Origin of the sequence: Streptacidiphilus neutrinimicus (assembly GCF_000787815.1) — a bacterium.
GTDB classification, from domain to species: Bacteria; Actinomycetota; Actinomycetes; order Streptomycetales; family Streptomycetaceae; genus Streptacidiphilus; species Streptacidiphilus neutrinimicus.
The window spans coordinates 1-25,978 of the sequence record NZ_BBPO01000087.1 but is presented as its reverse complement, the minus strand read 5'-3'; the positions used below and the strand labels follow the sequence as shown (position 1 = coordinate 25,978).

22 protein-coding genes and 3 pseudogenes are annotated in these 25,978 nt (G+C 70.7%); 11 read left to right on the top strand and 14 right to left on the bottom strand.

Annotation, left to right across the window (positions count from 1 at the left end):
* Positions 1–693, bottom strand: a 693-nt coding sequence (locus tag TR48_RS33475) for a hypothetical protein (RefSeq protein ID WP_042374227.1), incomplete at its 3' end; no start/stop codon positions are given.
* A 704-nt stretch (positions 694–1,397) separates the two neighbouring features.
* Complete coding sequence (locus tag TR48_RS33470; protein ID WP_052443266.1) at positions 1,398–1,874, bottom strand: hypothetical protein; 477 nt, start codon at positions 1,872–1,874, stop codon at positions 1,398–1,400.
* A gap of 44 nt (positions 1,875–1,918) precedes the next feature.
* On the opposite strand from TR48_RS33470, the pseudogene TR48_RS41180 reads away from it, so the two are divergent.
* The 3 genes and pseudogenes from TR48_RS41180 to TR48_RS43835 form a co-directional block, all read left to right on the top strand.
* A pseudogene (locus TR48_RS41180) lies at positions 1,919–2,214 on the top strand (helix-turn-helix domain-containing protein); the annotation flags it as partial.
* Positions 2,215–2,777: 563 nt separating this feature from the next.
* On the top strand, positions 2,778–3,002 hold the full coding sequence (locus TR48_RS33465) for a DUF6296 family protein (RefSeq protein ID WP_042374220.1): 225 nt from the start codon (positions 2,778–2,780) through the stop codon (positions 3,000–3,002).
* Between the two features lie 504 nt (positions 3,003–3,506).
* Positions 3,507–3,677, top strand: coding sequence for a hypothetical protein (locus TR48_RS43835; protein ID WP_161789954.1), 171 nt, complete (start codon positions 3,507–3,509; stop codon positions 3,675–3,677).
* A 125-nt stretch (positions 3,678–3,802) separates the two neighbouring features.
* Here the strand turns inward: TR48_RS43835 and TR48_RS42605 are convergent, their stop codons facing one another.
* Positions 3,803–4,165: a hypothetical protein gene (locus TR48_RS42605; RefSeq protein WP_042374218.1), complete on the bottom strand. Its 363-nt coding sequence runs from the start codon at positions 4,163–4,165 to the stop codon at positions 3,803–3,805.
* A 98-nt stretch (positions 4,166–4,263) separates the two neighbouring features.
* Positions 4,264–4,449 (bottom strand): hypothetical protein, encoded by a 186-nt coding sequence (locus tag TR48_RS42600; protein ID WP_152628322.1) that lies wholly within the window; start codon positions 4,447–4,449, stop codon positions 4,264–4,266.
* A 21-nt stretch (positions 4,450–4,470) separates the two neighbouring features.
* Between TR48_RS42600 and TR48_RS42595 the strand changes: the two are divergent.
* Positions 4,471–4,922: pseudogene (locus TR48_RS42595) on the top strand (AI-2E family transporter); the annotation flags it as partial.
* 63 nt (positions 4,923–4,985) lie between these two features.
* On the opposite strand, the gene TR48_RS33445 reads toward TR48_RS42595, so the two are convergent.
* From TR48_RS33445 to TR48_RS33400, 10 genes and pseudogenes are all read right to left on the bottom strand, one after another.
* Positions 4,986–6,551 (bottom strand): alpha-L-arabinofuranosidase B, encoded by a 1,566-nt coding sequence (locus tag TR48_RS33445; protein WP_042374212.1) that lies wholly within the window; start codon positions 6,549–6,551, stop codon positions 4,986–4,988.
* Between the two features lie 58 nt (positions 6,552–6,609).
* On the bottom strand, positions 6,610–8,163 hold the full coding sequence (locus tag TR48_RS33440; RefSeq protein WP_084729972.1) for an alpha-L-arabinofuranosidase B: 1,554 nt from the start codon (positions 8,161–8,163) through the stop codon (positions 6,610–6,612).
* Between the two features lie 534 nt (positions 8,164–8,697).
* Positions 8,698–9,231, bottom strand: a complete 534-nt coding sequence (locus tag TR48_RS46895; RefSeq protein WP_439654517.1) for a cellulose binding domain-containing protein — start codon at positions 9,229–9,231, stop codon at positions 8,698–8,700.
* 1,387 nt (positions 9,232–10,618) lie between these two features.
* Positions 10,619–11,602, bottom strand: coding sequence for an aldo/keto reductase (locus TR48_RS33430; RefSeq protein ID WP_042374210.1), 984 nt, complete (start codon positions 11,600–11,602; stop codon positions 10,619–10,621).
* Between the two features lie 89 nt (positions 11,603–11,691).
* Positions 11,692–11,970, bottom strand: a pseudogene (locus TR48_RS33425) (SDR family oxidoreductase); the annotation flags it as partial.
* Positions 11,971–12,051: 81 nt separating this feature from the next.
* Positions 12,052–13,089 (bottom strand): sugar kinase, encoded by a 1,038-nt coding sequence (locus tag TR48_RS33420; protein WP_042374223.1) that lies wholly within the window; start codon positions 13,087–13,089, stop codon positions 12,052–12,054.
* A gap of 26 nt (positions 13,090–13,115) precedes the next feature.
* Positions 13,116–13,745: a bifunctional 4-hydroxy-2-oxoglutarate aldolase/2-dehydro-3-deoxy-phosphogluconate aldolase gene (locus TR48_RS33415; RefSeq protein ID WP_042374209.1), complete on the bottom strand. Its 630-nt coding sequence runs from the start codon at positions 13,743–13,745 to the stop codon at positions 13,116–13,118.
* Complete coding sequence (gene kduD, locus TR48_RS33410; RefSeq protein WP_042374208.1) at positions 13,742–14,503, bottom strand: 2-dehydro-3-deoxy-D-gluconate 5-dehydrogenase KduD; 762 nt, start codon at positions 14,501–14,503, stop codon at positions 13,742–13,744. Before kduD ends, TR48_RS33415 begins: the two co-directional genes overlap by 4 nt.
* A complete protein-coding gene (locus tag TR48_RS33405) occupies positions 14,500–15,546 on the bottom strand; it encodes a (R,R)-butanediol dehydrogenase (protein ID WP_042374206.1) in 1,047 nt (348 codons plus the stop codon). The genes kduD and TR48_RS33405 overlap by 4 nt, the downstream gene beginning before the upstream one ends.
* Before the next feature lie 235 nt (positions 15,547–15,781).
* Positions 15,782–16,576, bottom strand: coding sequence for a FadR/GntR family transcriptional regulator (locus tag TR48_RS33400; protein ID WP_042374205.1), 795 nt, complete (start codon positions 16,574–16,576; stop codon positions 15,782–15,784).
* Between the two features lie 383 nt (positions 16,577–16,959).
* Here TR48_RS33400 and TR48_RS33395 point away from each other — a divergent pair, with 383 nt between their 5' ends.
* The 7 genes from TR48_RS33395 (at position 16,960) to TR48_RS33365 (ending at position 25,894) form a co-directional block, all read left to right on the top strand.
* Positions 16,960–18,282 carry an ABC transporter substrate-binding protein gene (locus tag TR48_RS33395; RefSeq protein ID WP_042374203.1) on the top strand — a complete coding sequence of 441 codons (1,323 nt, stop codon included), beginning with the start codon at positions 16,960–16,962 and terminating at the stop codon, positions 18,280–18,282.
* On the top strand, positions 18,279–19,193 hold the full coding sequence (locus tag TR48_RS33390) for a carbohydrate ABC transporter permease (protein WP_042374202.1): 915 nt from the start codon (positions 18,279–18,281) through the stop codon (positions 19,191–19,193). Before TR48_RS33395 ends, TR48_RS33390 begins: the two co-directional genes overlap by 4 nt.
* On the top strand, positions 19,183–20,133 hold the full coding sequence (locus TR48_RS33385; protein ID WP_084729970.1) for a carbohydrate ABC transporter permease: 951 nt from the start codon (positions 19,183–19,185) through the stop codon (positions 20,131–20,133). Before TR48_RS33390 ends, TR48_RS33385 begins: the two co-directional genes overlap by 11 nt.
* A gap of 95 nt (positions 20,134–20,228) precedes the next feature.
* Positions 20,229–22,172: a DUF8034 domain-containing protein gene (locus tag TR48_RS33380; protein WP_042374201.1), complete on the top strand. Its 1,944-nt coding sequence runs from the start codon at positions 20,229–20,231 to the stop codon at positions 22,170–22,172.
* Positions 22,169–23,029 (top strand): amidohydrolase family protein, encoded by an 861-nt coding sequence (locus tag TR48_RS33375; protein WP_052443264.1) that lies wholly within the window; start codon positions 22,169–22,171, stop codon positions 23,027–23,029. Before TR48_RS33380 ends, TR48_RS33375 begins: the two co-directional genes overlap by 4 nt.
* Positions 23,026–23,364 (top strand): L-rhamnose mutarotase, encoded by a 339-nt coding sequence (locus TR48_RS33370; protein ID WP_042374199.1) that lies wholly within the window; start codon positions 23,026–23,028, stop codon positions 23,362–23,364. The genes TR48_RS33375 and TR48_RS33370 overlap by 4 nt, the downstream gene beginning before the upstream one ends.
* A gap of 124 nt (positions 23,365–23,488) precedes the next feature.
* Positions 23,489–25,894, top strand: a complete 2,406-nt coding sequence (locus TR48_RS33365) for an RICIN domain-containing protein (RefSeq protein ID WP_042374198.1) — start codon at positions 23,489–23,491, stop codon at positions 25,892–25,894.
* The last annotated feature ends 84 nt before the right edge of the window (positions 25,895–25,978 follow it).

Sequence of the window (25,978 nt, the reverse complement as noted above, 5' to 3'; positions counted from 1 at the left end):
CGGCGACAGGATGACGTAGTAGGCGTGGCGGTTGGACGCCGCCGTGGTGTTGCCGAAGTGCGTGGCGGCCTTGACCGCCTCCTGACCGAGCTGGTTGCCCGTGGCCGCGGAGGGCGACGCGCCGGAGTTGTCGTACCACACGCCGGACAGCACGCCGCCGCTCTGGTACGGCACGTAGCTGGCGCCCGTGGCCGGGCAACTGGTGGCGCCCGTGGAGACGCCGTTGCCGTCACACCACTGGGTCAGGTCCGCGGACCACAGCTCGTTGCCGGTGCCGATGCCCTTGAACATCTCCTGGGTCACCGGGGCCGCGCCGTCCGGGTCCCCGGAGAACGTCGCGTCGCCAGCGCTGTTGGTGCTCTGCGTTCCCCACTGCGAGCCGTAGAAGACGAGGTAGACCTGCGACTTGCCGTCGTTGACGCCCACGCCCCCGATGCCGCCGCCGTAGGACAGCGTGTTGGCGCTGGTGGCCGTCGGGGAGGCGTGCGTGTCAGCCCAGGACTTCATCTTCGCGCCCTGCGCGACGGTCGGAATCACACCGTGCCGGTAGGAGTGCCCGGTCGCCGGGTTGTACGGGTTGGCCGACGGCGAGGCCGCCGCGGACGCCTGTGGGACCATGCCGAGCGCTGCGGCGCCGACCAGGGAGAGCGACGCGAGACCCACCAGGGCCCCACGACGAAGGGGTATGCCCATTGTCCGGGAATTCCTCTCTTCGGCAGCTGGATCTCAGCCACCCGAACGGGGAGACCGGCAAGAGGCACCCCACGCACGACACATGGGGCGTTGCCACTTGCCGAGATCACGGAGAGCGGTAATGACACCACATGCGGTGGTTGCAAAACAGAGAAGCAGGGTGTCTGACATCACGTCAACATGCGCACAACAACAAATTGACGGACGCCAAGATCAACAGATCTAGCACGAGCGAGGAAGCGCAGGTCACCCACAATCTCCGCGTGTAGCCCAGCTATTGCCGGCTGCCGGGCTTCAGCTCGTCGTCTGCCTCGCCGAGCCGTACAACGACACGAGGCCTCGTCACCATCACCCCCGCCGAGGGTGCTCAGGAACTGATCGACCAGCTGTCGCTGAAGTTCAGGCCACACCTTCGGCGGCCCTGCAATTCGGTCGCCCGGCGCGCGACCCGCGCGACCAAGGGGCGGCCGGGCCTGGCCGCCCTCCGCTGTGCGAGGTGCCGCTGCAGCCGGATCCGCTCCAACCGATCATGCGCCCAGGTACGGCCGCCCCGCAGCGTCGCCGGCGGCTCGCCGGGGACGTGCTCGGACAGCCACTTCTGGGCGGACCGCTCAGGGGGCCGCCGGTCACGCCCGGGGCGGCGACCCGCTCGGGCCAGCTGCCGAAGAGGAGACTAAGGGCTGTCTCGTGAAAGATCTTCGGGGCTACCCCATGGCTGCTCGGGCGGCGTCGAGGAACGCCAGGCGGTTGTCCTCCAGGTAGTCCCGTACGTTTTCGCGTTCGGGCAAGCCCTCCCACACCGTCCTGTTGAGGTCGAGGAAGTACGCACGTGCCGCGTCATGCACGGGCAGGGGGAACTGAATGCGGATGAGTCGCTCGGCGACCCACAGCCTGTTCATGACGTCCTGAGTCTTCAGGTGCCAGGGGTGGGTGTCGTGGAACTCGGAAGGCCGGCTGAATGCAGAGCGTTCGGCTTCGGCCGCCACCTCGATGAACCGCTCCAGCAGCGCCAGCCGTTCCGCGCGCCGAGCCTCCAACAAGGCGTGCTGCTGCCGTTGCTGTTCAGCGCGTTCCGCTGACAGTTGAGTCCTGTGCTGGACGAGGTAGGACAGCATGCCGCCGAGGACAACGCCGCCCAACGATATGAGTGACACCCAGACCTGACCTGACATGACGGTCATCGTCCCACGCCGTCGATCTTTGAGACGATCCCGCTGTAGCTGGTGTGATCACGGTGTCCGAGCCGTCCTGGATAACCCCGTTCACGGGGCTGAACACGCGTCATTTGGCAGGCTGATCACCGAGCTGCGGCGCGCGGGCGCTGATCCGGTCCGCAAGGGCCAGCCGTGGAGCCTGCCGCTGGAGGCCCGGCTTCTGCTGGTCACCGCGTACTGGCGCACGAACCTGACTCTGCGCCAGATCGTCCCACTCTTCTGCATCTCGAAGCCGACGGCCGACCGCATCATCGACCCCCGTACGCGGCCGCTGGAGGCGATCCTCCCCGTTACACCGCGGTCGCGTTGAGGCACGGAGAGCACCGAGTCGCCGAAGACCTCACCGGTCCGCAAGCCGAGCAACTGGATAAGAAACCGAGGAAACAGGGCTGGGCGACTGAGGTCGCGTCCGGCGCCCCTCCGCGGCCGCCAGCACCCCGAACCGAACCAGTTCCCCCGGAGAGTCGTACCGACCGGCCTTCTCCCGCTCCCCAGGCGGCACCGGAAGTCCGCCCAGTCAGCCCGACGCCTCAACCGGCAACGCCGTCCCGTGTCGCTACTGCTCCTGGGTGCTCATAGCCACCAAGACTGGCGAGGAGTCGATTGAGGTCACGGGCGTAGACGAAATCGATAGGCGGCACCCGGTCTGGAGGACGCGTTGCGATGATGGCTGGCAGGTGCGCAGCGACCTGCGCGAGAACCCGCCCTCGTCTCCATGAGCCGCTCGAGCCGGGCTGCTCCCGGACTGGCAACACCCGGCCCGTCGCGCCGTGCTTGCGGCCCCACGCGGGCAGTTGCGCTGCCTCGGACACTACGGGCTTCTACCGACAGCGCCGGGTTTGGTGCAGGTCGATCGGGTAGCCGCCACCCATGGATCACGCGAGCTACAGGCTGGCCTTCTCCGCCGGCGGCGACACGGACGATGTCGTCGAAGTCCACCCGACCGACGAGGTCGGTCCATCAGGGCTGCCGCTGTACAGCGACGACACCCACCAGGTTCAGGTAGAGATCGACGGCGATGGCGAGGCGCGGATGGTGCCGACGAGTGTGCATCCGCATCCGGTGCAGCCGAGTGGCTGCTGGCGCCTGGGCTAGCTGGCCCGCTACTTCGCCGGCGCCTTCTTCGCGGTCTTCTTGGCCGCGGTCTTTGGCCGGCGCCGGGGTTTCGCCGCGATTGGCCTGCGACCCTCGGCGATGCTCGCCTGCAATGCGAGCCCTGACCTGGTGGATGCCCGGGGTGTAGCGGGCGAGGGGTTTCCCCGACGGGCGGGGGCAGGCCCTCGGCCTCGGCCAGGATTTGGTCAGCTCTGCGCGTGGTCAGCGGGTCGGCCAGGTGACGGGTGTAGGCGCGCCAGCGCGAGGTCAGCCAGATGTCGCACTCCGTCGGGACCGAGGACCGGCCGGGGCGGAGGCGGAGGCGGGAGCTGGGGCCGCCGCCCCGGCGGCCCCAGCGCAACACCTGTGCTCGCCGTCGCCGGTGACCGACAGGTCAGCCCGGTGGTGCGGGGCCCCGGACAGGGCCGGGCGGCGGTGGCGGCGCCGGCCAGGTCGATGGAGGAGAACCACGGTCCCTGCCGTCCATCCGGTCCGGTCACGTAGGTGGACTCGGGAGAGGTGGACCAGCACCGGGTCAGCGCCGTACTCGGCAGTGCGATGGGACGGATGTCGGACATCACCAGCGGCGTCAGGCGCACGGGCCTCGCCGTCCCAGATGTCCACGTGCAGCCCGGCCGGGAGAGCGCCTGGACCTGGTCGGGCGGGGAGCGGTAGTGCCCGAAAGGCTGAACCAGCCCCCGCACAGTGCCGGAACAGAACCTCCCGCTCAGGCGCCTGCGTCACCATGACCAATCCCCCCTTTCCCTCCCCCGGGGTGGACGCGGGCTGCCTGGGCACCCTCATTCAGAGGTGTCGGGGTCGATGCCGGTGTAGGCGCGGGCGTCCTTGCTGCCGCTCGGGCGCTGGGAGGTGCCGCGTGGGCCCTCGTCGTGATGTCCCGGCTGGTCCTGGTCGGCGATGTCCTCGCCGCGCCGCCCGACGCTCTCGCCCACTTTGCTGCCGGTGCCGGTGTGCTCCTCGGCCGCGGTGGGCGGCTCGGGGCCGGGCTCGGGCGCGTACCGGTCCGGGTCGAAGGAGCGCTCCGCGCTGGGATTGGGTTCCTGGTGCTCCTCGTCGATGTCCGGAGACCATCCGTGGTGGGCGCCGTCGTGCACGTTCGCCTCGGTCTGCTTCCCGCTGTTCGCCTCGTTGTGCGCTGCCATGGCCAGGCCGTCCTTGCCTCTCGCGCGGTGCTCATGGTGGGCGCCGCTGCCAGCGCGCCTACCCACCTGCGCCGTCCCAACCCGCCTCCAGGAGGCAGCTATGTCCAGGTGCCGGGGCCGCCGGGCCATTCGATGACGCGCAGGTCGCCGATTTGCGCGGGATCCACGCCGACCCGGCGCGGGAACTCGGTCACGGCGGAGGCGTTGCCCACGCTCCTGCCGTCGACATCGACCCGGCGGTAGGGACGGGGCTCTTCCTGATCGGTGACCGGATGCACCACCACGCGGACCTGGCCTCCGCCTCGGTCGGCATCGCCCTGTTCGCCCTGCGCGTGCCGCTCGCCGTGCCGCTGGCGGTGCTGGAGTCGTCGTGGCGTTCGTGCCGCTGATCGCTCCCCGATCGCCCTGGCGGTGGCGAGCGCGGTCGCGCTCGCCACCCGCGGGCCTGGGCGAGATCGAGGGCCGCCTCCTCCACCCGCTGATCATGAGCTGGGCCGTGCGCCTGCGCCCGGTCGTCGTCGAGATCAGTGTGATAGCCGGCAGCATCGCGCTGGGCTTCATCGGAGCGGTCCTTGCCGTCCCTGCAGTCTCGGTGGTGCGGGCCGTCACCCAGGCGCTGCGCCAACCGGACCCCGTCGGCGCACCGGGCAGGGCCGCGGACCCTGGCCGGGCCCAGCTGCGCTGGACAGCACTTCGACGACTCGCTTCCCACCCACGGCATGGCCACCTACCGGTGGTGGATGCCGTCGTGACCTGAGGTCGACGTCCAGGCCCGGCACCGCTGGGAAGCTGCGCCGGGCCTGGGGGCCGTCCTGCTGGCTCAGCCCCAGGGCTGGTCGACCAGCCAGCTGGTGTCGGCGGCCCAACTGGTACTGCTGTCGCAGCTGTTGGTTCCTCCGTTACTGGCGACGTAGACGGTGAAGTCGTAGTGGCGCAGGTACTTGCTCGGGTAGTTGACGGACTGGAAGGAGGTTCCCTGGCCGCTGTTGCCGGCGGTGGGGCAGAAGGTGGCGTCCTGGGCGAAGGTGCTGCCGCCGTTGTCGCCGTTCAGGTAGAGCTCGAAGTTGTAGTGGCGCAGGAACTGGCCCGGGCTGTTCGCAGACTCGAAGGAGAGGCAGGAGCTGTTGGCCAGACCGGCGCGGACGATCCAGGTCGCGTCGGCCTTGGTGGTGGCCGAACTCGATGAGTTGACGGCGGAGATGACGGCCTTGGTGTCGGCGTCGTCGTGCCGGATGTAGTCCGAGGTGCAGCACGCGGTGGTGGCCTGCAGGGAGACGCGGGAGCCGGGGATCAGTGATCCGGTGCTGGTGGGGGCACTGCTGTAGCCGGCGGCGGTGATGTTGGCCTGGACGGCGTTCTCGGTGTTGTCGCTCGGGTAGCCGGAGGTCATGACGCCCTCGTAGAAGGTGCCTGCCGAGCCGTTGCTGTTGTCGCCGCCGATGCCGAGGATGATCGCGCCCTCCTTGTGCATCGGGTTGTAGCCCGGGACGTTCGGTCGCACACCGCTGTAGTAGGTGGACAGGCCGCCGGACTGTGCGTTGCCGCCGCGGATGGCCCACAGGTTGGGGCCGCCCTTGGCGACGGCGGTCAGGAACCGGTCGTTGACGGAGGGGTCGCCTGCGTTGAAGCCGCGGTTGACGCCGGAGAACAGGCCGTTCTCCTGGTCGGTCATGATCCAGGGACCGCTGCCGCTGCCGTAGCCCCAGGACTTGCTGTTGCCGAAGTAGATGGCCTCCATGTGGCCGTTGCCGGTGTCGGTGCTGCTGGTCTCGGCGTTGCCGTAGTCGAAGCAGCAGCCGCCGTTGTCGTGGGTGCCGTCGAGGACCGCGTACTCGCCCTCCGGCTGGTCGCCGGTCGCGATGCCCGAGGTCTGGTTGTCCCGGTAGCCGGTGCCGGGAGCCACGTAAACGCCGTACGCCTCGTGGCCCGCCACGGTGACCGGTGCCTCGAAGGCGTTGGCCAGGTTGTCGTTGCCGCCTGCCGCCGGACCGGACCAGGCGCCCTTGAGTGCCTGGGTGAGGTTGTTGCCCTTGCCGGACTGGTCGTAGACGACGGTGATGACGCAGCTGGTGTGCGCGCAGAAGGAGTCCTGCGCGGCGGCGTTCGCGTACCCGCCGGTGCTGAGAAGGCCGATGTCCGCGGTCGCGCCGTCCGAGGCGCGCTTGACCTGGTACAGGGGTCCGTCGTACGCGGCGTACAGGGCACGGGTGGTGCTGTGGGCGGCGACGCACGGGGTGCCACCGGCGGCGTAGATGTCGCACGGTTCCTGGGTGGCGGCCTGGGAGGTGGTGGCCGTGGCGGTGAGCAGTCCGGCGGCGAGCACGGCGGTGGTCCCGGCCGCCAGCAGCACGCGTCTGGCGCGGTGGACCCACGGTCGTACGGTCATGGAGACTCCTTCACGAAGGTGGCGTGCGGGTGGTCGTCGAGATGACGAGGGGTGCTCCTCAGCTCCAGGGGGCGGCGACCAGCCAGCTGGTGTCCTCGGCCCACAGGGAGGTGGTGTCCCAGGCGTCGGTGCCGCCGTCGGCGGCGAGGTAGCCGGTGTAGGCGTAGTGGCGGACGTACCTGGTGGGGTAGTTCAGGGACTGGAGGGAGTACCCGGTGCCGCTGTTCCCCGGCTGCGGGCAGAAGGTGGCGTCGGCGGCGAACTGCCCGGTCCCGTCATTGGGCTGGAGGTGCAGCTGGAAGGCGTAGTGCCTGAGGTAACTGCCGGGCGTGTCGGCCGACTCGAAGGAGACGCAGGTGCTGTTGCCCAGGCCGGTGCGGACGATCCAGGTGGCGTCGCCCTTCACAGTGGCGGAGCTGCCGGTGGTGACGGACGCGATGACGACCTTGTCGTCGCTCGTGTCGTGCTGCAGGTAGTCGCCCGTGCAGCAGGCCGTGGTGGCCTGCAGCGACACCCGCGCGCCCGAGGTGAACGGGGTGGTGCTGGTGCTGTAACCGGCTGCGGCGATGTTGGCCTGGACCGCGGCGTCCGTGGCCTCGGACGGGTAGCCCCTGACGACGGCGCCCTCGTAGAACGTGCCCGCGCTCGCGTTGTGGTTGGTCTGGCAGCAGTCGCCGCCGCTCCCGAGGATGACGGCGCCCTGCTTGTGCATGGGGCTCCATCCGCTGGGCAGTGCGCCGTTGTAGAGCTGGGTCAGGCTCCCGGATTGTGCGTTGGCGCCCTTGAGCGCCATCTGGCTGGTGCCGTTGTTCTTGAACATCGCGGTGACGAAGCGGCTGGTCTCGGAGACCTGGTTGGGGTTCCACGCCTTGCTGCCGCCGGAGAACAGGCCGTTCTCGATGTCAGCCTGCACCCACGGCCCGGTTCCGCTGCAGCCGCCGAACCAGCATTCCGTGCTGAAGTTGATCGCGTCCATGGCGCCGTTGCCGTCGGCGTGATGGTCGGTCTCGGTGTTGCCGTAGTCGAAACAGCAGCCGTTGTTGGCGTGGGCTCCGCTGGTGACCATGTACTCACCCTCGGGTGAGCTGCCCGTGGGCACTCCCCCGGCGGAGTTGTAGGCGAAGTAGCTGTTGCCGGGGTTGATGTACAGCGCGTAGGCCTTACGGCCGCCCACGCTCACCGCTTCGGTCGTCGCGGTGGCGGCTGTATCGGCGCCGCCGGCCCCGCCGGGGCCTTGGTAGACCAGCGTGTTGCTGTCTCCGGTCTGGTCGTAGACACGGGTGATGACGCAGCTCGTTCCGGCGCAGAACGCGTCCTGCGTCGCGGCGTCGGCCACGCCCCCGGCGGACAGGACCGCGACGTCCTGCAGTGCGCTGTCCGACGCCCGCCGCACCTGGTAGAGCGGACCGTTGTAGGCCGCGAACAACGCGCGGGTGGTGCTGTGCGCCGCCACGCAGGGCGTGCCCCCCGCGGCGTAGACGTCGCATGGTCCCTGGGCCGCGGCCTGGGAGGGGCCGGCCGTTCCGGTGAGCACGCCGACAGTGAGCGCAGCGGTCGTCCCCGCTGCCAGCAACGCCCGCCGGGCGCGACGCAGCCACAACCGCACGGTCATGAACGAACTCCTTCACGGGTGGGAGAAGGGAACGGCCCTCACGATTGTTAGCGCTAACAACTGCGCCCTGAAGGGAGCGGTGCACCTACGCGACAGAACAGACAGACGCTCAGGGCACCGCAACGGCCCTCACTATGGCCACACGCGTGGGGGGCGTCAAGACGTCTCACATGCCTTTGTTGTCCGCGGACAGCAGGGCGCCGGCTCCCCGCAAACGGCCGAGGGTGAAGCCGTGCACCGTTCCGGCATGGCCGGCGGCGGACCGACTGGCGGGCGTGCGTGGCTGGGGGTGCCTTGTGAGGCATCGGTCAGCGCAGGGCCGCCCCGGTGGCCGCTTGGCACCTCCGGGACGGCCCCGCGCTGACGCGGGTTCAGCGTGATCTGGCGAGTTCGAGGGGCCCCAGGCGCCATGGGGCTGGCTGACCAGGCCGGAGCCGGTGATCGCGCCGAGGTCGTACTTGCGGCCGGCTCCGCGCCGCCCCGGCGACACGGAGCCGTCGCCGGGCGATGAGGTGCAGCGACGTTCGAGGCTGGTCAGTTCGCGCTGCACCGCACGCCGTTGAGGGCGTACCAGGCGGGCCGGGCGGCGGTGCCCCAGCCGGAGACGTTGAACCCGAAGGGGAGGGTGGCTCCGGCCGCGATGGTCTTGTCGTAGCTCACGGGTCGCGCGGTGACGGTCGTGCCGTGCTGGCTCTGCGCGACGTTCCAGGAGGCGGTGACGTGCTCGCGGGCCGGAAGTCCGAAGGTGACCTTCCAGTCGGTCGTGGCCTTGGCCCCGGTGTTCGTGATCTTGACGTTCTCCGTGTAGCCGCCGGGCCAGGACACCGAGGTGCCGGCGCTCACGGTGCACGAGGCGGCGGGAGCGGGAGCGCCGCCGGAGCTGGAGAGCTTCAGGACGGTGATGGAGTAGGCGGGGAGAGTCAGTCCGTGCGCGTTGACGCCTCCGATGTGCTGGAGCGTCTTGTTCGCCTCGCTGAACTGTTCGGCGGAGGTGACGTTCGCCGCGTCGAACCCGGCGTAGGAGATGCTGACCGGCTCGCTGGTCTGCGCGCTGTGGTTGACGAGCATGAGGTTCATGCCGGTCGAGGTCTTGACCGCGTACGCCGTGACGGCGGAGTTCGAACTGGTGGTGCCGACCATCCGCGCACCGGGTGTGGCGAATCCGCCGACGGCCTTGATGCCGTAGTAGGCGGGGAACGGCGTGTTCGCCGCCGGCTCGCAGGCGCCGCCGTGGCAGCCGCCGGCGGAGAGGATGCCCCCGTCGCCGTAATCGGTGGAGCCGTCGGGCAGGGTGGTGATGTTCGACGGGCCGTTGTGCTCGTCCCACCAGTCGACGTTCTGGACCTTGTTCTGTAGGAAGGTCATGTAGCTGTCGGCGGCGTACAGCGCCGCCGGGACGGATTCGGACTCGAAGCCCGCGTCCGTCTCGGTGACCATGATCTGGACCTTCGCGGCGTTGCTGCCCGCGTACTTGCTGATCTCGGCTCGCGTGGCCTGCACGATCGACGCGATGGTGCGGTACTGCGTGAGCAGGTCCGCCTCGCTCTTGGACGTCGGGTAGTAGTGCAGGATCACGAAGTCGAGCCTGGGGCCGTCCTTCTTCAGGACCGTCGTGTTCCAGTCCGCCGTGTCGCCGTAGTTGGAGGCCACCAGGCCGTCCGGCCAGCTGTTGTGCAGGTTCAGCACGGCACCGACCTTGATGCCCGGGTCGGCGGCCTTCATCTGGGTGATGTAGTCCGCGATGTTGTTCGCGTAGGCGGTGGCGCCCTTGGGCTTGAGGTTGTGCTCCCACGCCGAGCCGTAGGTGCCGTCGCCGGAGACCTCGTTGCCGAGCTCCCAGTACTTCACACCGTAGTGCTTGGTGACGTTGGCGTACCTCACCCACGCCGCGGCCTCGGCTGCCGTGCCGGAACCGTAATTGACCGTGATGACGGGGCTCGCGCCGATCCTGCGCGCGATGCCCATGAAGTCGTCGAAACCGTTGGCGGGGTTCGCGTAGCCCAGTCCGTCGACTGTGGTGTTCGTCTGCCAGCGGTAGGCGTCGGCCGTGGAGCCACCGGGGTAGCGCAGCGCGTCGACGCCGGCGCCGGCGAGCGCGGCGGTGGCCGCGGGGTCGTTGAGGTGACCGTCGAAGGTCGCGGTGTTCACGCCGTTCGCGATGCTCGGCACGACACCGAGGTCCTGGGACGCATTGACGTTGATCGCGATCGTGTTGCTCGCGTCCGCGCCCTGGCTGACGAGGAGACCGCCGGCGGTCAGGGCCAGCACGGTGGGGACGCCGGCGGCCAGGACGACGCGGCGACGGGATTTACGGTGCACTTCTCTGGAAGCCTTCCGTCCGGGGGTGTTCATCGCGCGGGGGACGCGCACCCTCCAGTTGCCGCAGAACGCCGTAAGGTTGCCGCACGCGCGCGAAGTTTCGCGCGTGCCGAGTCAGCACCCACCGGCCGTCCGCTCACGTCGGCAGCGGTGCGTCCGCAGGCAGCAGACCTTCGGCACGCAGGGCGCGCCACAGTCGCTCCGGGATCGGCACCGCGGCCATGGCCCCCGCGTCGAGGGCCTCGGTCGCGCTGCGCGCGCCGACCAGCACGCTCGCGACGGCCGGGTGGCCGAGCGGGAACTGCAGGGCTGCGGCCCGCAGCGGCACGCCCTCCTCCTCGCACAGCGCCTTGAGCCGAAGGGCGCGCTCCAGGACCTCGGCGGACACGGGGGCGTAGTCGAAAGTCGCGGAAGGCTTCGGGTCGGCCAGCAGACCGGAGTTGAAGACGCCTCCGACCACCACGGAGATGCCGCGCCCGGCGGCCGCGGGCAGCAGCGAGGTAAGGCCGGACTGGTCCAGCAGGGAGTAGCGGCCGGCCAGCAGCACCACGTCCACGTCGGTCTCCCGGACGAAGCGGTCCAGCATCCGGGTCTGGTTCATGCCCGCCCCGATCGCGCCGACCATGCCCTCACCGCGCATGCGTTCAAGCTCCGGGTAGGCGGACTCGAAGGCCTGCTGCTCGTGGTGGTCGGGATCGTGCAGGTAGACGACGTCGATCCGGTCCAGGCCCGTCCGGACCAGGCTCTCCTCGATGCTCCGGCGCACGCCGGAGGCGCTGAAATCCCACACCCGCTCGTGCGTGTCCGGGACATCGAAGCCCTCGGCGAGGTCGGTGCCGACCGGGGCGTCCTTGGGGCGCAGCAGGCGGCCCACTTTGGTGGAGACGGTGAACTGCTCGCGCGGACGGTGGCGCAGGGCTGCTCCCAGGCGCCGCTCGGAGAGGCCGAGCCCGTAGTGCGGGGCGGTGTCGAAGTACCGGACACCCGAGTCCCACGAGGCGTCGATCGCGGCGTGGGCCTCTTCCTCTCCGACGGCCGTGAAGAGGTTGCCGATGGCGGCGGCGCCGAAGGCGAGCCGACTCACTGCGACGTCGCTGCGTCCGAGCCTGGTGGTCCGCATGGGTGGGGAGCCTTTCGTGAGGGGGCCGACCGGCGCGGGGGCTCGGTCAGGTCGGTGAGGCGTCAGGCCGGGACGCGGCCAAGGTGCTCGCGCCCGAGCGGCTGACGGGCGTTCAGTGCGGCACGCTCGGCGGCCGGGTGCTCGGCGGCGTCGAGCAGCCGGGCGACTCACGGTGTCTCCACCGTACCGGGGGTGACGCAGCCGAAGCGGATGCCCTCGCCCACGTGGTCGGCGGCCGTGGCCAGGGTGAGCGAGAAGACCGCGCCCTTGCGCGCCGAGTAGACCGCGCGCTGGGATATCCCGGTCGTACCGGAGGCCCCACCGGTGACGACCGCTCGCAGGCCCTGGAGCTCGCTCATGCTTCGTCGCTCCCTTGAGTGTGGTTGCAGCCGCGCCCTCAGGCACGCGGGGCCGCGTTCAGGCCTGCCGGAGGACCGTGGTCGGGCGGGTCAGCGGCGGACGGCGGCCGAGGCGTCGGCGAGGAGCGCCTCGACGTCGGTGCGGGAGGCCATGGAGGTGTCGCCGGGCGTGGTCATCGCCAGGGCGCCGTGCGCGGTGCCGTAGGCGAGTGCCGTGCGGAGCCCCGCGCCGGTGATCAGACCGTAGATCAGTCCGGCCGCGAATCCGTCGCCCGAGCCGACCCGGTCGAGGACCTGGACGCCGCGCAGGTCCGGTCCGGTGAGGTAGCCGGTCTCCGCCGACCAGGCCGCGGACGACCAGTCGTTGACGCCCGCCGAGCGGACGGTGCGCAACGTGGTGGCCAGGATCCGGGTTCCGGGGAGCAGCGCGGCGATCTCGGCGAAGGCGTCGGGGGCCTCGGCGGCGGTGATCCGCGGCCCGTCGGCGCCCGGCCCGGCGAGTCCGAGGGCGCCGATGACGACGTCGGCGTGCCGGGCCAGGCGCAGATCGGTCTCCCTCGCCCGCGCCGCCCCGCCGCGGCCTTCCCACAGGCTCGGGCGGTAGTTGGGGTCGTAGGAGACGGTCGCCCCGCAGCGCCTGGCGGCGGTCATCGCCTCGTGCGCCACCTCGGCCGTGGAGTCGGACAGCGCGGCGAAGACGCCGCCGGTGTGCAGCCAGCGTGCTCCGGCGGCGAAGACCGAGTCCCAGTCGATCTGTCCGGGGCGCAGCTGGGAGACGGCGGTGTGGGCCCGGTCGCTGACACCGAGGGCGCCGCGCAGACCGAAGCCGCGCTCGACGAAGTTCAGTCCGTTGCGCACCTGCCGGCCGATGCCGTCGGCCGGCTCCCAGCGGATGAGCGAGGTGTTCACCCCGCCCTGGAGGATCAGGTCCTCGACCAGGCGACCGATCTCGTTGTCGGCCAGCGCGGTGACCACCGCGGTCTCCAGCCCGAAGCAGCGGCGCAGGCCCCGGACCACGTTGTACTCGCCGCCGCCCTCCCACACCCGGAAGCCGCGGGCGGTCCGGATGCGCCCCTCCCCCGGGTCCAGACGCAGCATCACCTCGCCCAGCGCGACCACCTCTCCCACCGGCCGGGTGGCGACGGTGCGCGCGGTCACGGCCGGCTCCGTGCCACCGCCTGCGCGGCGAGGCGTGCGATGCCCTCGTAGTCGCCGCTGTCGAGCAGCTCGGGCGGCGTGATCCAGCTGCCGCCGACGGCGAGCACCGCCGGGTGGGCGAGATAGTGGGGCATCCGTTCGAGGCCGATCCCGCCGGTGGGAACGAAACGGGCCTGCGGGAAGGGCGCAGCCAGCGCGCCCAGCAGGTCCAGCCCGCCGAGCTGCTCGGCCGGGAAGAGCTTGACGACGTCCAGCCCCAGCTTGAGCGCGGCCATCAGCTCACCGGCCGTGGCACAGCCCGGCAGGTACGGGACCCCGAGGTCCCGGCAGCGGGCTGCGACGTCGGCGTCCAGGCCGGGCGAGACGACGAAACGGGCGCCGGCCGCCACCGCGCGCTCGGCCTGTTCCGCGTCCACGACCGTGCCTGCGCCGACCACCAGACCGGGGTGGCCCGCCATGGCGCGCAACGCGTCCACGGCGGCAGGGGTGCGCAGGGTGACCTCGGCGCTGCCGACGCCCGCCTGTGACAAGGCCTCAGCGAGCGGCCGAGCCTGGTCCGCCGAATGCAGGGTGATCACCGGGATGATCCGCGTGCCGACCAGCAGATCGGTCAGGTCCCCGCTCATCGGCCCAGCCATCCGCCGTCGACCGGCAGGACGGTGCCGTGCACGTAGTCGGACGCCGAGGAGGCGAGGAAGACGGTGGCCCCGGCGAGGTCATCGGCGCGGCCCCAACGACCGGCCGGGATGCGGTCGAGGATGGCGGCACTGCGGGCCGGATCGTCTTGCAGCGCCTGGGTGTTGTCAGTGGCGATGTAGCCGGGGGCGATCGCGTTGACGTTCACGCCCCGCCCGGCCCACTCGTTGGCGAGCGCCTTGGTGAGACCCGCGACGCCGTGCTTGGCGGCCGTGTAGCCGGGCACGGTGATGCCGCCCTGGAAGCTGAGGAGCGAGGCCGTGAAAATGATCTTTCCATGACCGCGCCGGACCATCGCCCCGCCGACCGCCTGGGCGAGGGCGAACTGGGCGGTGAGATTGACCTGGAGCACCAGGTCCCAGTCTGCGGCGGGATGGTCCGCGGCGGGGGCGCGGCGGATGGCGCCCGCGTTGTTGAACAGGATGTCGACCGGCCGCTCCCGCTCGGCCAGCGAGCGGCCGAGAGCTGCGACGGCCGCCGGGTCGGCGAAGTCGGCCCGGATCGCCTCGAAGGCGCGTCCCGCGGCGGTGACGTCCTTCTCGACCTCGCTGCCGCTCTCCTCCAGGTTGGCGCTGACGCCGATCACGTCGGCGCCGGCCTCGGCCAGGGCCCGGGCCATCGCCCGGCCTATGCCGCGCCGGGCACCGGTGACCACCGCCTGCTTGCCGGTGAGGTCGAAGGGGTTCACCGCGCACCCCCGGTCGCCGCGTCGGAGCAGTCCAGCAAGATCTTCATGACGTCGCCGCCGGCTTCCAGCGCCTCGAAGGCGGCGGCCGCCTCGGCAAGCGGCACCACCGAGGAGATCAGCGCCCCGGCCGGAACGGTGCCGTCGGCCACCAGGGCCACGGCCCGCTCGAAGTCGCCGCGGTCGTACAGGCGCGCGCCGACCAGAGTGATCTCGCGCCAGAAGAAGCGGTGCAGGCTCACCTCCCGGGGCGCGGGGTGGATGGCCACCTGGCAGAGACGGCCGCGCACCGCGAGCACGTCCACCGCGGTGGTGACCCCGGCCGCGGCTCCGGAGACCTCGAAGGCGACATCCGCTCCGGCGTCCGCCGTCCATGCGGACACGAGCCCGACGATGTCGTCGGCGGCCGGATCCCAGGCGGCCAGGCCGAGTTGACCGGCCATCCGCCGCCTGCTCGGCGACAGTTCGACCACCCGCACCTCGGCCCCCGCGGCCCGGGCGACGAGCGCGATCAGGATGCCGACCGGGCCGCCGCCGACGACCACCACACGCTCCCCCGCGGCCACCTGTGCGCGCGCGACGTCGTGGACCGCGACCGCGGTCGGTTCGACCAAGGCGGCCTGCTCCAGCGGGAGGCCGGACGGCAGGGCGACCAGCGTCCCGGCCGGGACGACCCAGCGCTGCTGCATGGCGCCCGGCGAGTCGATGCCGATGAAGTCCAGGTTCTGGCACACGTGCTGATGCCCGCGCCGGCAGGCCGGGCAGGTGCCGTCCCAGCGCAGCGGCATCACCGTGACCGGGTCGCCCGGCTGCCAGCCCTCGACCCCGGGACCGACCCGCAGGACCCGGCCGGACATCTCGTGGCCGAGCACGGCGGGCGCCTTGACTCGCGCGTCCATGTCGCCGTGGAAGATGTGCAGGTCGGTGCCGCAGATCCCGACGTAGGCGGGTTCGATCTCGACTTCGCCCGGACCGGGCGGGGCGGTGTCGGCCGGCCCTGCGGTCAGGGTCCGGGCCCCGGAGTAGGAGACCGCGATACTGCTCATGGGGACGTCAAGGTCCTCTCTGTGTGCGTGCGGTGCCGTGCGGGTGGGATTGCGGGTACGGGTGCGGGTGGGGCGGCAGGAGCGCCGGGAGGGGGCGCGCGGGCATGCCGCGGCGCACCTTCGGCGAGCCGGTGTCGATCCGGGCATGGCGCAGCAGCCCCGTGGCGCCCGGGTGCGGCACTGGATCAGGTGCAGGTGTTCGGCGGCTGACGGACCGGCCGCGCCGCCCGTGAGGTCAGCGGTGTTCGGGAAGACCCGAACCGAAGACGCGACGCTGGATCTCGCGCCGGTACTCCTCCAAGGTCTTGTCGAGGTGCACGCAGGTCGCCTCCGCGGCGGCCTCCGGATCGCCGTCGCGGATCGCGCCGTAGATGGCGGCGTGCTCGGCGACCGCGTCCCTGGCGTGGTCGCCGACCGCACCGTGCATGCCGATGGTGTTGGCCTGCCGCTGCAGCCGCCGGGCCTCACGGACGGAGGCGACGAGGAAGGGGTTGTGCGAGGCCTCGGCGATGCCGAGGTGGAAGGCGTCGTCGCCCTGGTCGAACAGCGGGTCCCGGCCGGTCTCGTGCCCCTCGCGGCACAGGTCCATGGCGTCCTTGATCGCCTTCAGCTGCGCCGGGGTCGCGCGGGTCGCGGCGAGCCGGCTGGCGGCCGTCTCCTGTACCCGGCGGAACTCGAAGAGCATGAAGATCTGGTCGAGGTCGGTCGGCATGAAGAACCCGCCCCAGCGCGAGGCGCCGAGCATCCCCTCGTCGTCGGCGACGTAGAGGCCGCGGCCCTTCTGGGCGCGGACCCGGCCGATGGCCGAGAGGATCTTCACCGCCTCGCGCACGACCGTCCGGCTGGTGCCGAGCGACGAGGCCAGCTCGTTCTCGGTGGGCATCCGGTCCCCCGGCTTCAGCTGACGCTCGGCGATCAGCTTGAGGATCTGCTCCGAGACGACCTCGTAGCCGGGCCGGTAGGGGGCGCCGTTCGCCACCGGCTCCCCGGGGCGCGGGTCCGCTGCCGTCTCTGCTGGCGCGCCGTCCACCGAATGCTCCTCCTCTGTAGGGCCACCTTCAGCATGACCGGATTCCCGTCGCTGCGGAAGAGCGTACTCTCCGTCTGGCCGCTGACCCTATATAAGTACGACTCATTTCAGCAAGGGTCCGTCATGACGGCCTCTCACCTCGCCGGACGCCGGAAGCCGAGGACACACGGCCGCAACCTCCTGGAAATAGGCCCGCCCATCCTCTTGACTCACCGCTCGCACACCGGGTCTCATGTCACATCACGGTGACCCGATGGCCTGATGGCCCGTCGGAGCCGCCCCCGCGGCAGCAGCGGGCGCACATTAAGTCATACACATTCCGTCTGCCCACGGCCCGCCACCCCGGTCGGAGACGTGCGCAGCCATGACGCAGTGGAGTCCCCTTGAGACGCATAACCGTTGCCACCGCGGTCACCGCTCTGACGGTCGGCGCCCTCACCGCCTGTGGCGGGGGCACCGCGACGACGCCGGGCGCGTCGGCCAGCTTCTCTCCCGCGGCGCAGGGTGACGGCCCCATCACCGTATGGGTGGACGCGACCCGGCTCGCGGCGGCGAAGCTGTACCAGCAGCAGAACCCCCAGGTGAAGATGAAGATCGTCACCTACGACGGGGACGCCAACGGCTCCAACTACCTGCACACCAAGGTCAGCCTCTTCAACCGCACCGGCGACGGCTGGCCGGACGTGGTCTTCAGCTCCCAGAACAACGAGACCACCTGGGCCGTGCAGGCCGGCTTCACCGCTCCGCTGAACAAGGGCCTGATCCCGCAGTCCACCCTCGACGGCTGGGCCACCGGCGCCAACGCGCCGTGCACCGTCGACGGCACGCTCTACTGCCTGCGCAACGACCTCTCCCAGACCGTGCTCTGGTACAACGCGGCCCTGATGAAGCAGTGGGGCTACCAGGTGCCGACCACCTGGGAGCAGTACCAGGCGCTGGGTCTGAAGGTCGCCACCGAGCACCCCGGCTACCTGGTCGGCTCCGCCGGTGACACCTTCACCCCGGAGATCTACATGTGGGCGAGCAAGTGCGGCGCCAACCAGATCACCGGGCCCAAGGCGGTCACCGTGAACACCTCCGGCCCCGGCTGCACCAAGATGGCCGGGCTGCTGGACACCCTGATCAAGGCCAAGACCATGGCCACCAGCAGCGTGTTCAGCACGGACTTCAACAAGAACTCCGCGAGCAAGGTCCTGATGATGCCCGGCCCGTCCTGGTTCGGCGGCGCCCTCTTCCAGGGCGGCTTCAAGACCCCCAAGGGCCAGATCGCGGTCGCCCCGATGCCGCAGTGGGCCGGCGACAGCAGCCCCTCGGTCGGCAACGTCGGCGGCGGGACCTGGCTGCTCTCCGCACACAGCAAGAACCTCAAGGCCGCGACGGCGTTCCTGACCTGGGCCACGACCTCCGACGACTACCAGGGCAAGCTCGCCCCCGGCTACCCGGCCTACCAGGCGGCGGCCAAGACCTGGCTGATCGCGCAGAGCACCTCCGGGTACTACGCCAGTGACGTCTCCCCGACCCTCCAGGCCGCCGCGAACCAGGTCTGGCCCGGCTGGGGCTACGGCCAGTTCAGCCAGGAGGCGAGCTGGGCGGCCACGGTCACCCCGGGCATGGCGGCGGGCAAGAGCATCACCTCGCTGCTCCCGGCCTGGCAGACCTCGATCGCGAACTACGCCCAGTCCGACGGATACAAGGTCAGCCAGTGACCATCTCCGCACGCAACCGGGCCGGGTCGGAGCGCGCCGCGCGGCGTGCGCTCTGGGCCGGCCGGGCCGGGCACGGCTTCGTCGCCCTGTACGTGGTGCTGCTCATCGCCTTCGGTGTCGTGCCCACCGCCTACGCGATCTACTTCGCCTTCACCACCGCCGGCGACACCTTCGCCGGGTTCTCCAACTTCACCGGCGCGGGCGGCGACTTCCGCTTCCTGCCAGCCGTCGGGCACGTGGCGCTCTACCTGGCCTGCTGGCTGGTCTCCCTGGTCGTCTTCGTCGTGGGTCTGGCACTGCTGCTGCACCGGCTCGCGTCCCGGGGCGTCAGCAAGACCCTGCGGTTCCTGTTCTACATCCCCGGGGCGCTGGCCGGGGCGGCGAGCGTCATGGTCTGGCTGTTCGTCCTGGACCCGACGGTCAGTCCGGTGGCCTTCCTGCTCAAGGCACTGGGCTTCACCACCTTCGACCAGGTGGTCGCCCCCGGCGGGTTGCCGATCCTGTTCACGCTGATCGCGTTCTGGACCGGCGCCGGCGGCTGGATCCTGGTGATGTACGGGGCGCTCAACAACATCTCGCCGGACATCCTGGAGGCCGCCCGGATCGACGGCGCCGGCCCCTGGCAGACCGCGCGGCGGATCCAGATCCCCATGCTGCGCAAGTGGATCGTCTACATGTGCATCCTGGCCTTCGCCGGCGGCACGCAGCTGTTCGTCGAGCCGGAGCTGCTCTCACAGGCGAGCAACGGAGTGGCCGGGCGGGACTACTCGCTCAACCAGCTCTCCTACGACTTCGCCTTCCAGAACAACAACGTCAACACCGCCGCCGCCGTCTCGGTCGAACTGCTCCTGCTCGGACTGGTCGCCGCCGCGGTGTTCGTCGCCCGATCGGGGTTCTTCGATGCCGACTGACTTCCGCAGCCCCGCACCGTCCGCCTCCGCGCCCGCCACGGCGCCGGCCGCGAGCCGCCGCGCGCGGCCTGGCCGGGCGCGGCCCGGCCTGAAGAACCCGCTGCCCGCCTTCGTGCTGCTGCTCTTCGCGGTCTTCTTCGTGCTGCCCGTCGTCTGGCTGCTGCTGGCCGCGACCAAGACCGACGACCAGCTGGTGCACGCCAACCCGCTCTCCTTCGGCTCGCTCCACGCCCTACGCGCCAACTGGGACGCGCTGACGGGCTACCAGGGCGACACGGTCATGGTGTGGCTGCGGAACTCGGCGGTCTACACCTTCCTGGCGCTGGTCATCACCCTCGTGGTGGTCATCCCCGCGGGCTACGCGCTCGCCCTGACCGAGTTCCCCGGCCGGCACACCCTGCTGGTGGCGACGCTCGTGGTCATGCTGATGCCCAGCGCCACGCTGGTGGTGCCGCTGTTCCTGGAGATGAACGCGGTGCACCTGATCGGCTCGATGTGGTCGGTCATCCTGCCCTACTCGTTCTACCCCTTCGGGGTCTACCTGGCCTACATCTACTTCAGTACGGCCATCCCCCGGTCCCTGCTGGAGGCGGCCCGGCTCGACGGCTGCTCGGAGTTCGGCGCCTTCCGCCGCGTCGCCCTCCCGCTGGCCATGCCCGTGGTCGCGCTGGTGGGCTTCTTCAGCTTCGTCGCCAACTGGACCAACTACTTCCTGCCGTACGTGCTGCTGCCACAGGACGACCAGTTCCCCGTCCAGGTGGGGCTCGGCACCCTCCTGGACTCCGTTCCGCAGTTCAACCCGACAGCGGGCACGCTCTCCGTCGAGCGGCCCGAGCTGGCCCTCGCCACGCTCCTGGCCATCACCCCCGTGCTCGTGGTGTTCCTCTTCGCGCAGCGCTTCCTGGTCGCGGGCATGCTCGCCGGCGCGACCAAGGACTGACCGCCCCCACCACGACATCTGCCACCGCGTCACCACGGCCGCCCGCGCCTGCGCCGGACGTGGGCGCCGCACTGCCCGAAACGGAGAACCGTCCCATGGACCCCGACCTCACGGCCTCGGTGCCGCTGCTCGAACCGCCCGGCTGGGCGACGGCGCAGCGTCAGCTGTTCGACCTGCTCGACCAGGCCTGGCGGCGCTTCGCCCGCGACTTCACCGGCCCGGACGGACGGCTGAACTACGAGGGCAGACTGACCACGCGTGACGGCGTGGACGACTTCTACGAGACCTTCTTCAACTGGCCTCAGCTCTACCTGCTCGGTGGCGCCGACGACCTGCTGTCCCAGTCCGAGCGGCACTGGGAGGGCGTGACCGCCCAGCTCACCGAGCTGGGCATGCTCAAGGACGAGTACGAGCGCGGGTACGACTGGTTCCACCAGAGCGAGAGCCTGCTGCTGCTGTACTTCCTGTGCATGGCCGCCCCGGAGCGCTGGAAGGAGCGAGCGCTCCGCTTCGCCGAGTTCTACGTCGACCCGGCGCACGGCAACTACGACCCCGAGCACCGCATCATCACCCGCCCCCACAACGGCAGCGACCCGGAGCGCACGGGCCTCTTCGACGGGGAGTACTACCCGTGGCTGCCGAAGGAAGCGGAGATGTACGGCTTCCCGCTCACCTGGATCCTGGCCGAGGGGGAAACGCCGCCGCTCAAGAGCGATCCGCGGCTCGGCGAGGAGATGCGCCGCCGCATGGGCCAGGGCGACACGGCGGTGAACCTCGCCGCCAGCGGGCTCGTGCTCAACGCGCTCATCCTCTCCGGCGAGGAGCGCTACCGCCACTGGATCGCCGAGTACGTCGGCGCCTGGCGGGAGCGCGCCGAGGCCACCGGCGGCGTGCTGCCGGACAACGTCGCCCCGGACGGCACGGTGGGCGGACTCCACGAGGGCCGTCCCTACGGCGGACACTACGGCTGGTCCTGGCCGCACGGCTGGCACAGCGTCGGCCACGCCGCCACGGTCGCCGCGCTGGCCGCCGCCGAGGCGACCGGCGACGACTCCTACCTGGACCTGGTCCGGCCCGCGATGGACGAGATGATCGCCCACGGCAAGACGATGCCCTTCAGCGAGGCCGACTCCAGCCTGCGCTCCAAGTGGGTCGCGCAACTGCGCGAGGACGTGCACACCCCCACCTTCCACGTCCCCTTCCGGCGCGGCGACGAGGGCTGGTTCGACTACAACCCGATGACCCTTCCGGTCCCGGTCGCGCTGTGGCACCACACCGCCGGGGACGCCGACCGCGACCGGATCGAGCGGCTGCGTGAGGCGAGCGGCATCGACTGGCGCACCCTGGTGCCCTTCCGCAGCAAGGAGGAGGCGCACCACGAGGAGGCCTGGTTCGCGTTCCTCTCCGGCGACGACCCGGACTACCCCGAGCGCATCCTCGCCACCGCCCAGGCGCAGGTGCGGCACCGGCTGCGCCGGATGGAGCGCTACCGCGGCCTGGAGGTCGACGAGGCCGACATCCACCTGTGGCAGCTGTCCAACCCGGTCGTCACCGAGGCGCTGGTGCAGCTGACTTGGGGCGGCCCGCAGGTCCTCTACAACGGGGGGTTGCAGCAGGCCCGGGTGCGCTACTACGACGCCGACGCCCGACGCCCCGGCCTGCCCCCGTCCGTCGCGGCGCTGGTCTCCAGCATCGACCCCGGGGCCACGGTGGTGGAGCTGGTGAACCTGCACCCGACCGAGGACCGCACGGTGATCGTCCAGGCCGGCGCGTTCGCGGAGCACAGCATCCGCAGCGTCCGCCACACCCGCAACCGCGACGACGCCTGGATCGGTGACCTCTACGACTACGGGCACACGGAGCCGGTCGAGGAGACCTCCGAGGCCCACGCGGTCGACGGGCCCTGGCTGCGTGTCCTTCTCCCCCACTCGACCCGGATCCGGCTCACCCTCCAACTCGAACTGCGTACCCGGCCCGCGTCCTACCGCACGCCCTTCGACGAGCCGGCCGACGGCCCGAACGCTGGTGAGACGCGGTGACCGGCCGCACCATGCCCTCGATCCTCGACTGCCACGTCCACCTGTGGGATCCGCGGCACCTCTCCTATGCCTGGCTGGAGGAAGCCCCCGAGCTCAACCGGCCCTTCGCCGCGGACGAGTTCGCGCTCGTCCGTCCCGAGCCCGTCGAAGTGATCTTCATGGAGGCGGGTCGGGACGAGGGTCAGGCCGTGGACGAGATCGAGTGGGTCCGCAGCCAGGCCCAACAGCACACCTGGATCCGGGGCGCCATCGCTCACGTCTCTCTCGAACGCCCCGCCGAGGCCCGCGAGACGATCCGCCGGTACGCGGCGGACCCTTTCGTCGTCGGGGTGCGCCGCAACATCCAGGACGAGGAGCCCGGCTTCACCGAGGACCAGGACCTGCGCGAGGGCATCCGGCTGCTCGGCGAGGCAGGCCTGCCGTTCGACGCCTGCGTCCGGTACCACCAACTGCCTGAGCTGGCACGCCTGGCCGCCTCCTGCGCGCAGACCACGATCGTCCTGGACCACCTGGGCAAGCCCAAGGCGGACGCGCGCGACGCGTGGTCGCAGGGGCTGCGCGAGGTGGCGAAGCAGCCGAACGTGGTCTGCAAACTCTCCGGCCTGACCACGGAACTGGAGCCGGCCACGCCGCCGGCCGTCGCGCTCTCGCTGCTGCACGAGGCACTCGACGTGTTCGGCCCCGACCGCTGCCTGTTCGGGAGCGACTGGCCGGTGATGCGACTCGCCACCGACTACGGCACCTGGCTCGACCTGGTCCAGGAGGCGCTCACCGCCCACCCGTGGACCACCAACGACGCCGTGCTGCGCGGCAACGCGGAGCGGGTCTACCGGATCGCACGAAAGGACGCACGATGAAGCGCATCGCCCAGACCACCCGCCTGGTTCCCGAACGCCGGGAGGAGTACCTGGCCCTGCACCGCGCCGTCTGGCCGGGTGTCGAGGCGGCCCTGCACGCGGCGCAGATCCGCAACTACAGCATCTTCCTGCACGGCGACACCCTGTTCGCCTACTACGAGTACCACGGTGACGACTGGGACGCCGACATCGCCACGATCCAGGCCGATCCGGAGTCGCAGCGCTGGTGGAGCTTCACCGACCCGTGCCAGGACCCGTGGCCCGACGCCCCCGACGGTAGCCGCTGGTCCGACATCCCCGAGATCTGGCACCTCGCCGATCCGCCGCAGTCCTGAGCCGCCTCGCCGGCGGCACGCCGCCAACCCCGTCGGCCGCGCCCTGCGGCCGACGGTGCCCCACCGCAACGCCCCCGCACGGCCCACCCAGAGGCACCACCCTCGAGCGAAAGGGCACCAGACAGTGACACCACAGCTCCCAGGACGGGGAAGCCGGCTCCGACCCGCGCACCTCGCGGCGACGACCGCGCTCGCGATCGCCGCCGCCCTCACGGCCCCCACCGCGGCCCACGCCGCCGTCTCCGCCACCCTCTACGTCTCCCCCACCGGAAGCGGGACGGCGTGCAGCGCGGCCGCACCCTGCTCGCTGACCCAGGCGAAGACCAACGTCGAGGCCACCGACGGCAACATGAGCGGCGACATCGTCGTCCAGCTCGCCGGCGGGACCTACCGCCTGACCTCCCCGCTCGCCCTCGGCAGCGCCGACTCCGGCACCAACGGACACACCGTCCGCTGGCAGGCCGCGCCCGGCCAGACGCCGGTGATCTCCGGCGGCCGGCAGGTGACCGGTTGGACGCTGCACGACTCGACCAACAACATCTACGCCGCATCCGTCCCCGCCGGCGTCGACTCGCGTCAGCTCTTCATCGACGGCGCGCTCGCGCCGCGGGCCGCGCTCTCCATCGCCCGCAGCGACGTCGCTTTCACCAGCACCGGACTGACGATCCAGAACGCGAACCTCGACTGGATCGCCAGCCTGCCCGAGCAGAACCGGATCGAGCTGGAGGCCCAGAACTCCTTCACCGACCGCTTCACGCCGGTGCAGAGCATCAGCGGCACGAACGTGACCATGCAGGAACCGGCCTGGCAGAACAACGGCTGGGGCTACGACACCATGGAGGACCCCTTCGCCGGGGGCGGCCTCCAACTGGAGAACTCGTACTCCTTCCTCAACACCGCCGGGCAGTGGTTCCTCGACCCGACCGCCGGACAGCTCTACTACAAGGCGCCCTCGGGCTGGAACCCCTCCGCCCACGACGTCGAACTGCCTCGGGTGACCTCGCTGGTGGACATCAGCGGCAGCTACTCCAACCCGGTCCAGAACATCGCGTTCCAGGGCGTCAGCTTCCAGGACTCGACCTGGCTGGCCCCGAGCAGCAACATCGGCTACGCCGACCAGCAGACCGGCACGTTCCTCAAGCAGACCTACTCCAACGAGCCCTCGAACTTCCTGACCGCCTGCGCCTCCGGCTGCCAGGCCTTCGAGTCGACCCGCAACAGCTGGGGCGAGGCCCCCGCCGCGGTCCAGGTCTCCGCCGCGAACGGGATCAGCTTCAGCGGTGACACCTTCAGCGACCTCGGCGAGGTCGGCCTCGGCATCGGCCAGGACGCGGACGCCGTCGCCTCCGGCACCGGCCTCGGCGCCTCGAACGTCACCGTGGACCACAACACGTTCACCAACGACTCCGGGGGCGGCGTCGTCGTCGGCGGGGTCCAGCCCGACGCCCACCACCCGTCCAACGCCGCCATGACCAACCAGAACATCACCATCAGCAACAACCTGGTGACCGCCGTGGCGCTGGACTACAAGGACATGCCCGGCATCCTGTCCACCTACGTCAACCACGCCGTCGTCACCCACAACGAGGTCTCCAACCTCGCCTACGACGGCATCGACATCGGCTGGGGATGGGGCATCAACGACGCGGGCGGCAGCCAGGACTACGTCAACCGCGGAACCTACAACTACCAGCAGATCTACACCACCCCGACCACCTTGAAGAACACGGTCGTCACGTACAACAAGGTGCACGGCACGAAGAAGGTCTTCCACGACGGCGGCAGCATCTACAACCTGTCCGCCAACCCCGGCAGCGTCATGGACGACAACTACGTCTACGACAACAACCACACCGTCGGCCTCTACATGGACGAGGGCTCGCGCTACGTCACGCTGCAGAACAACGTGCTTCAGGACAACGGCGAGTGGGCCTTCGCCAACGCGGACGCGAACAACAACACCGACGACAACTCCTTCCTCGGCAACTGGTACAACAGCGGCGGCGCCAACGTCGCGACCGGTTCCCCGCACAACAACGTGCTGAGCGGAAACGTGCAGGTCAGCGGCACCAGCTGGCCGGCCGGCGCCCAGGAGGTCATCAGCCAGGCCGGGATCACCGGCAACGGCGGCGTCGGCACCGGTCGGATCGCCGCGGTCGGCGCGGCCAAGTGCCTGGACGACAACAACTCCAGCACCACGCCGGGCACCAAGCAGGAGATCTGGGACTGCAACGGCGGAAGCAACCAGACCTGGACGCACAACGCCGCGAACCAGATCACCCTGTTCAGCGGAAGCAGCCAGCTGTGCCTGGACGCCAGCGGGGGCGGCACCACGAACGGCACCCCGGTCGACGTCTGGACCTGCAACGGCCAGGCCAACCAGCAGTGGACCCTCAACCCCGACGGCACCATCACCGGAGTCCAGTCCGGCCTCTGCCTCGACGTGACGGGCGCCGGCACCGCCAACGGCACCCTCGCCGAGCTGTGGACCTGCAACGGCCAGTCGAACCAGCAGTGGAACCTCGGCTAGCTGTGACACCGGCGCGGCGGCGCTGACCCGGTGGCCGACGGCGTTCGCCGTCGGCCACCGGGTCCATCCGCGCCTCCCTCGCCT

Bases quoted from the DNA above. Each gene is read 5' to 3' on its own strand.
- TR48_RS33470 (WP_052443266.1), bottom strand. From the start codon at position 1,874: ATGACCGTCATGTCAGGTCAGGTCTGGGTGTCACTCATATCGTTGGGC.
- TR48_RS33465 (WP_042374220.1), top strand. From the start codon at position 2,778: ATGGATCACGCGAGCTACAGGCTGGCCTTCTCCGCCGGCGGCGACACG.
- TR48_RS42605 (WP_042374218.1), bottom strand. From the start codon at position 4,165: ATGGCAGCGCACAACGAGGCGAACAGCGGGAAGCAGACCGAGGCGAAC.
- TR48_RS33445 (WP_042374212.1), bottom strand. From the start codon at position 6,551: ATGACCGTACGACCGTGGGTCCACCGCGCCAGACGCGTGCTGCTGGCG.
- TR48_RS33440 (WP_084729972.1), bottom strand. From the start codon at position 8,163: ATGACCGTGCGGTTGTGGCTGCGTCGCGCCCGGCGGGCGTTGCTGGCA.
- TR48_RS46895 (WP_439654517.1), bottom strand. From the start codon at position 9,231: ATGCTCGTCAACCACAGCGCGCAGACCAGCGAGCCGGTCAGCATCTCC.
- TR48_RS33430 (WP_042374210.1), bottom strand. From the start codon at position 11,602: ATGCGGACCACCAGGCTCGGACGCAGCGACGTCGCAGTGAGTCGGCTC.
- TR48_RS33415 (WP_042374209.1), bottom strand. From the start codon at position 13,745: ATGAGCGGGGACCTGACCGATCTGCTGGTCGGCACGCGGATCATCCCG.
- TR48_RS33405 (WP_042374206.1), bottom strand. From the start codon at position 15,546: ATGAGCAGTATCGCGGTCTCCTACTCCGGGGCCCGGACCCTGACCGCA.
- TR48_RS33385 (WP_084729970.1), top strand. From the start codon at position 19,183: ATGCCGACTGACTTCCGCAGCCCCGCACCGTCCGCCTCCGCGCCCGCC.
- TR48_RS33380 (WP_042374201.1), top strand. From the start codon at position 20,229: ATGGACCCCGACCTCACGGCCTCGGTGCCGCTGCTCGAACCGCCCGGC.
- TR48_RS33370 (WP_042374199.1), top strand. From the start codon at position 23,026: ATGAAGCGCATCGCCCAGACCACCCGCCTGGTTCCCGAACGCCGGGAG.